Origin of the sequence: Vibrio sonorensis (assembly GCF_001854765.1) — a bacterium.
In the GTDB taxonomy this organism is placed as follows: Bacteria; Pseudomonadota; Gammaproteobacteria; order Enterobacterales; family Vibrionaceae; genus Vibrio; species Vibrio sonorensis.
The window spans coordinates 1-396 of sequence record NZ_LJJE01000132.1 but is presented as its reverse complement, the minus strand read 5'-3'; the positions used below and the strand labels follow the sequence as shown (position 1 = coordinate 396).

Annotated in this window: 3 tRNA genes; all 3 read right to left on the bottom strand. The window is 47.7% G+C overall.

The window, feature by feature from the left end:
• Positions 1-20: 20 nt before the first annotated feature.
• A tRNA-Leu gene (locus BLO31_RS22860) sits at positions 21-105 on the bottom strand.
• 55 nt (positions 106-160) lie between these two features.
• Positions 161-237, bottom strand: a tRNA-Met gene (locus BLO31_RS22855).
• Between the two features lie 79 nt (positions 238-316).
• A tRNA-Gln gene (locus tag BLO31_RS22850) sits at positions 317-391 on the bottom strand.
• Between the last annotated feature and the right edge of the window lie 5 nt (positions 392-396).

The following is a 396-nucleotide window of genomic DNA, read 5'->3' as shown; positions in this document are numbered from 1 at the left end:
AATTTTACTGAGTCTCAAGATGGTGCGGAAGGAGAGACTTGAACTCTCACACCTTGCGGCGCCAGAACCTAAATCTGGTGCGTCTACCAATTCCGCCACTTCCGCGTCTTGAACTCTGTATGCTGCTCGTCAATTGGTATAAACCAACAGCAATTGTAAATGGTGGCTACGACGGGATTCGAACCTGTGACCCCATCATTATGAGTGATGTGCTCTAACCAGCTGAGCTACGTAGCCACTCAAGAGCGAGACAATATAATAAATCTCACTACTGGATACAACCCTTTTTCTAGAAAAGCGTCATACCTTTTAATAATGGCAGGTCTACCTGGATTCGAACCAGGGAATGGCGGCATCAAAAGCCGCTGCCTTACCGCTTGGCGATAGACCTGCAGC